The sequence below is a fragment of the Bradyrhizobium sp. P5_C12 genome, assembly GCF_054049735.1.
Genome location: NZ_JBFULU010000022.1, coordinates 120591 through 126591, shown reverse-complemented (window position 1 = coordinate 126591; position 6001 = coordinate 120591). Strand labels below are relative to the sequence as shown.

The window sequence follows — 6001 nt, the reverse complement described above, 5'->3', positions numbered from 1 at the left end:
GTCGTAGCCTTTGATGTTCCGCCGCCCAAGCGATACCAACGGAATGCTATGCTTTACCCCTCCAGCGATGGTGGGATCAGCCAGGATTTGCGCGTCCTTCGCGAGATTGCAGAGCCGAGACGCCAAATTGACGACGCCTCCCATGGCCGTATAGTCCAGTCGACCATTATAACCGACGGTACCAACTGTTGCGGGCCCCATAGCAACGCCCACACCAAAGCCGATCGCATGGCCCTCAGCGCACCATTTACTGGCAATGGACTGCACCGCGACCTGCAGGTCGATCGCGAGCCGGACCGCTTGGCTTGCCGGTTGCTCACATGCGACCGGGGCATTGACGAGGAGCATGACTCCGTCTCCGGCAAAGCCGATCAGGGTCGCCTCATGACGAGTCGTAACAGCTCCAACCGCCTCATAGTACTCGCGCAGTACGGCCATGATAACATCGGGTTCATTGCGCGTAGAGAACGCCGTGAATCCGCGCAAATCGCCAAAGATAACGGCGACTTCGCGTCGCTGCCCTTCGAGCAATTCGGGGGAATGCTCGACCAGTTCGGCGACCTGTGACGGCAAGAATTGCTTCAGCCTTTCGATCCGCACCGACTTTTGCTGCGAGATCGCCAGTTCGGATGCCATTTCATTGAAGCGCACCGCCAGTTGTTGCAACTCATCGCCGCTGAAGATTTTGATGCGATGCTCTAACTGTCCGGTTCTAATCCGCTCAACGCCGTCTTCCAATTGCTTGATCGGACCAGACATCCTGTGCGCGCGCCAATAGGCGAGCGCCAGCGCGATGAGAATGCCGAGCGCAATGAGAATTAGGGAGCGCCACAAAGCTGCGCGAATTGATGCAAAGGCTTCCAGGACCGGCTGCATCGCAATTACCGTCCAACCCACATCTGCCGCATGAACGGATAGCGCCACGACGGGCTTACCACGGTCCCCGGTTATCACCGCCGCCCCACTCGTGGCCCCAAGCAGATGCTTGATCCGGCCAAAACTGCCCGAGCTGGCGCGACCACGCAGAACCAGACTGATATCAGGATGGGCGATCAGGTGACCGGAGTCGTCGACCACGATGGCGTAGCCGGTCTCGCCAATTCTGATAGCCGCGATCACATCCCAGATCAGCTTTAGATTGACCTCCGCGATCGCAATCCCGGCCGCCGGCAGGCTTCCGGCAACCGCGATCCTCATGTAAGGCTCTGAATCCTGATGATATTGAACCGGTCCGTACCAGACCCTGTTGGCGCGTGCACCCGGAACGGCAGGGTCCGCAGACATATCGATGCCGCGACCGGTCCTGTTCAGACGCAGTCTGGAAACAAACACCCGTTCGGTGCCAGTCTGGTCCAGAAGCGAAACTGAAACTATCGCAGGCACCTGCTGAAGTAGACGCAAAGCGTCGATCTTGTGTTGCTCGTCGTCTCCAGGAGACCAGGGAAACTGCACCATCCACCCCAGTTGATCTCGTATTCCATCGGTGAACGCCTCTATTCTGTCGGACGCCGCGCGAGCGTCTGCTTGCAGCACCGCGCTAATCTGGCGACGCTGATCCCGATAACCGAATGATGCCTCGACGGCCGCGCCGAGTATCAGAGGCACGACTGCGGCAACAAACAACGTCGCGAAGTATTTGAAGAATAGCGAGCGACGCGGGGCCATCGAAACATGGTCCGCAGACGAAGAGGACTGTGCATCACCGTCCGTCATAACTGCTCTCAGGAGATCACCTTGCTGGCGCGAAACAGGATCGACGATACGTCCAGTTCGGCGCCCAGAAGCTTGGCGGTGTTCAGATTGACTGCCAGTTCAAATTTCTCGGGGCGCATGACCGGAAGATCCGATGGATTTTCACCGCGCAGAATGCGATCGGCATAGCTTGCAAGCCGATAATAGGTTGTGCGCTGGTTCGCGCCGTAACTTAAGAGGCCTCCCGCATCACAATATTCAGACCAGCCGAACATCGAAGGCAGCCGGTGCGCGATTGCAAACTCTGCAATCTCGGTACGATGCACCATGGTCACAGCATCAGGAAATACAAGGATCGCATCTGCGTCCACTCTGCTCGCATTGGTCAACGCATTCTCGATTTCGCGAGCACCGCAGAACGGAACATAGGCTGCCTCAACGCCCAGGTTCCGGCATGACTCCAGAGTGGCACGCCATTCCAGCGGCTCTCCCGGATGATCCGTATTCGAGAGTATCGCCACTTTTCGGAGTTTTGGATAAATGTCCTTGAGCAGCTCAACGCGCTTCCCTGCCAACTCGAGCGACAGAAATGTGCTCCCAGTGAAATTGGTACCGGGGTGAGCAAGGCTCTTCACCACACCCAGGGCGACGGGATCACCGCTCAATGCAAATAGGACAGGGATGTCGGTTATTGCAGTTATGACGCGCGTCGCTGGACCGCTCGAGACCACAAGGTCGATATTCCCTCGTCGCAGCTCGGCGACAATCTTGCGAAGCGCCTGCGGATTTCCGGGAGCATAATGGGTCTCGAAGGCTACGGTTTTGCCCTCGACGTATCCCAGCGCGCGCATTCCCTCGCGAAAACCGTCCAAAAAGGGATCTGGTTCGGACTCCGTCGAAACCCAGAAGATCCGATGGAGCCTGCTCTCGTCCTGCGCCCGCGCGATGGCAGGCCAGACCAGTCCTCCAGCGATCAATAGGACAAACTCTCGTCTTCTCATGCGAGCACCTTCCGAAGTGCGCGGGCGGATACCGATGCGGGCCGCAGACTGAGATTCCGGCTTCGCGCGGTTGGCGACTGCGCGCGATATCGCGCCCTCGAGCGGACCGTCGCGAGGCGGGATCCAACATTAGTCGCCGAGGAGGTGCTCAAAGATTGAACTGGCGGGACTATTTGTCCTTTAGATCAGCTTGATTTTTGCTTGAGAACGGTCTGATCGCGACCAAAAGGTGCCTTACTGAGCGCCATAGGTGCGGTTCCCGGAAGACCTCGGGTGACATCGGCCGTTGCGCCGCTATCACGCCCATAGCGGACCTCATACGTGTCTGATCGCGGCGCGGGGCCTGCGAGTACACGCCTAGCTTGCCATCCCGCCGCCGTTCAGCGCCCTGCGGATCATGTCGGCGAGCTGGTTGCGGCGGTAGGGTTTTGTCAGCAGCATCACGCCGTCGTCGAGCTTGCCGTGGTGCACGATCGCATTGTCGGTATAGCCGGAGGTGTAGAGCACCCTGACGCCGGGGCGGATCTTCGCCACCTTGTCGGCGAGCTCGCGCCCGCTCATGCCGCCCGGAATGACCACGTCGGTGAACAGCAGATCGAAGGCCTGGCCGGCCTCGATCAGTTGCAGCGCGACCCGGCTGTCGGGTGCGGCGACCGTCCGGTAGCCGAGGCTCTGCAATTGCGCGGTGACGAAGTTGCGCACGAGCGTATCGTCCTCGACCACGAAAATGGTCTCGGCGCCGCCTTCGGCCTGCGGCGCGGCGGGCACCACCGTTTCGGCGGCGCCTTCGCCCGGCGGCAGATACAGCTTGATCGTGGTGCCGTGGCCTTCCTCGCTGTAGATCTTGATGTGCCCGCCGGACTGCTTGACGAAGCCGTAGACCATGGAGAGGCCGAGGCCGCTTCCTCTGCCGACCTCCTTGGTGGTGAAGAACGGCTCGAACGCCTTCTCCTGGACGCCGGGCAGCATGCCGGTGCCGGTGTCGCTGACCGCAAGCATCACGTAGGGGCCGGGCCGCACGTCGAGATTGGCCTGCGCATAGGCCTCGTCGAGCACGACCCGGTGGGTCTCGAGCAGCAGCTTGCCGCCGTTCGGCATGGCGTCGCGGGCGTTGATGGCCATGTTGAGCACGGCGTTGGTGAGCCTGGAGGGATCGATGTGCGAGGTCATCGGTCCCGGTTCGAGCACGGTCTCGATCTGGATCTGCTCGCCGAGGGTGGGGCGCAAGAGCTTCGCGATGTCTGATATCGCGGCGTTGATCTCGACATTGCGCGGCTCGAGCGGCTGCCTGCGCGCGAACGCCAGCAGATGCTGGATCAGCTCGGCGCAACGCTCGGCGGCATCGTCGATCAGGCGCGCCGTGCGCTGGAGCTCGGGCTGGTCGTTCAGGCTCGCCACCAGCGTCTCGGTGTTGCCGGAGATCACGGTCAGCATGTTGTTGAAATCGTGCGCGACGCCGCCGGTCAGCTTGCCGATGGCATCCAGCTTCTGCGACTGCTGCAATTGCCGCTCGGTCTCTCGCGAGGTGGTGGCGTCGTGATAGACCAGCACTGCGCCGGAGATATCGCCCTGCGCGTCCCGCATCGGCCGGCCGCTGATCATGAGATGACGGGTCGGATTGCCGCTGTGGGGGCGGACGATCATCTCCAGGTTCTCGAACTGCTCGCCACGCAGCACGCGCGCCGAGGGCAGCTCTTCGGCCTTGAGCGGCGTGACGCCGTCGCCATCGAAGACGTCGGACAGCGCCTGCAGATTGCGCAGGTTCATGCCGGTGCGGTGCAGCAGCATGCGCTCCGCGGCCGGATTGGACAAAAGCACGTCGCTCTCGCTGTCGATGACCAGCACCGCCTCCGCCATGCTGCGGAACGTGCTCTGGAGCACGTTGACTGACAGCCGAAGCTCGTCATGCGCGGCGACAAGGTGCTCGGTGCGCTCGGCAACGGCCGCCTCGAGCGCTTCCTTCGCCACCTGCGTCTCGTGCAGCGAGCTCTGGAGCTCCACAGTGGTGCGCCGGCTCTCGCGCATCAGCATTGCGACCAGCAGCAGGATCACCAGCGCGCCGATCACATCGATGCCGAGCAGGACGATGCCGGTGCGGCGGGAATTCGCCTCGCGGCCGGCCAGCAGTTTCTCTTCCTCGGTGGCCAACCGGTCGAGATTGGCCACGATCACGTCCATCAGACCGCGGCCTTCGGCCTTGCCCTGAAGTTCTGCAATGCCGGCCTGGTCATCTGCGGTGCGCAGCCGCATCGCCTCGGCCGCGATATCGAACCGCCGCCTGACCAGTGGCACGGTCGTCTTCACCAGTTCGGCCTGGTCGCGATTGTCCCGCACCGCGCGTTCGAGGTCGTCGAGGATTGGCACGATCCTGTCCTGTGTCGCCCGAAACTCGTCGGCGAAGCTGCTGGTCCGGTAAATCTCGAAGCCGCGCGCGGCGCTCTCGGCCTGGCGAAGCAGCAGGCGCACGTCCGAGATCTTCTTCAGCGCCTCGACGGTGTGATTGACCCATGCGGCATCGGACCGCGACTTGACGTCGAGTCCGATCGAGGCGGCGGTGATGATCAGGAGGATTGCAAGTCCAGCACCGAGAATGACGCGCTGCGAGGGAATCAAGGGGCTTCTTTCTTGTCCTTCGGCTGTGCGCTCCCGCCCGGAGGGGCGAGGCATTCCCGGATCGTGGTCAGCAGGGCGTCTGGCGTGAACGGCTTGCGCAGGCACCGGGCCGCGCCGAGTTCCAGCGCCATGCGGAGAAAATCGGGGGAGGGCGAGGCGGCCGACGCAAAGGCGTAACCGGACATCGCGATCAAGGGAATCGCGGGCGCGCGCTCGTGAAAGATCCGGATGGATTCGAAGCCGCGCATATGCGGCATGAAGATGTCGACCAGCATCACGTCGAACGGCTGCGCTTCCAGCGCAGCGAGTCCCGTTTCGCCTCCGTCGGCCAGCGTGACCTCGAAGCCCTGACGTTGGAGGAGGACCTCGATGGTCGCACCGACCATCGGATCGTCGTCTACCACGAGGATACGCGGCATGACATTTCCCAGTAGATCGAAGTCCCCACAGTGGTTGGTGATATAGGCGAATCGTATGCCGGGTCAATTTTGGATTGGATCGGAGGAGGTATGCACGGTGCAGTGCATAAGTGGAGTTCCCGGCGACCGCATCTCGATGAAAGATTGAGACAAAGTGGAAGGACAGCCACAAGGCGTCACGAGGCAAGCAGCCGCCGTGTTCGCGACTCCGGTGCACTCAGTCGTCCGTCGTCGAGGGCGAGCCGCTGACGGCCCGCGAGCGACGCAGGCTCGAAC

At 61.8% G+C, this 6001-nt stretch carries 4 protein-coding genes; all 4 read right to left on the bottom strand.

All coding sequences use genetic code 11. The annotated features are described in order from the left end of the window. A partial coding sequence (locus ACXJMY_RS20820) for an adenylate/guanylate cyclase domain-containing protein (RefSeq protein WP_456621220.1) occupies positions 1–1713 on the bottom strand: 1713 nt, incomplete at its 3' end. A gap of 8 nt (positions 1714–1721) precedes the next feature. After that, positions 1722–2693 (bottom strand): ABC transporter substrate-binding protein, encoded by a 972-nt coding sequence (locus ACXJMY_RS20815; RefSeq protein ID WP_456621219.1) that lies wholly within the window; start codon positions 2691–2693, stop codon positions 1722–1724. Positions 2694–3050: 357 nt separating this feature from the next. Then, positions 3051–5306, bottom strand: coding sequence for a CHASE3 domain-containing protein (locus ACXJMY_RS20810; protein WP_456621218.1), 2256 nt, complete (start codon positions 5304–5306; stop codon positions 3051–3053). Beyond that, positions 5303–5725, bottom strand: a complete 423-nt coding sequence (locus ACXJMY_RS20805; protein WP_456621217.1) for a response regulator — start codon at positions 5723–5725, stop codon at positions 5303–5305. The genes ACXJMY_RS20810 and ACXJMY_RS20805 overlap by 4 nt, the downstream gene beginning before the upstream one ends. Positions 5726–6001: the final 276 nt, after the last annotated feature.

What these genes read in the sequence shown, in the direction of transcription:
- ACXJMY_RS20815 (WP_456621219.1), bottom strand. Translation starts at nt 2,693, where the DNA reads ATGAGAAGACGAGAGTTTGTCCTATTGATCGCTGGAGGACTGGTCTGG.
- ACXJMY_RS20805 (WP_456621217.1), bottom strand. Translation starts at nt 5,725, where the DNA reads ATGCCGCGTATCCTCGTGGTAGACGACGATCCGATGGTCGGTGCGACC.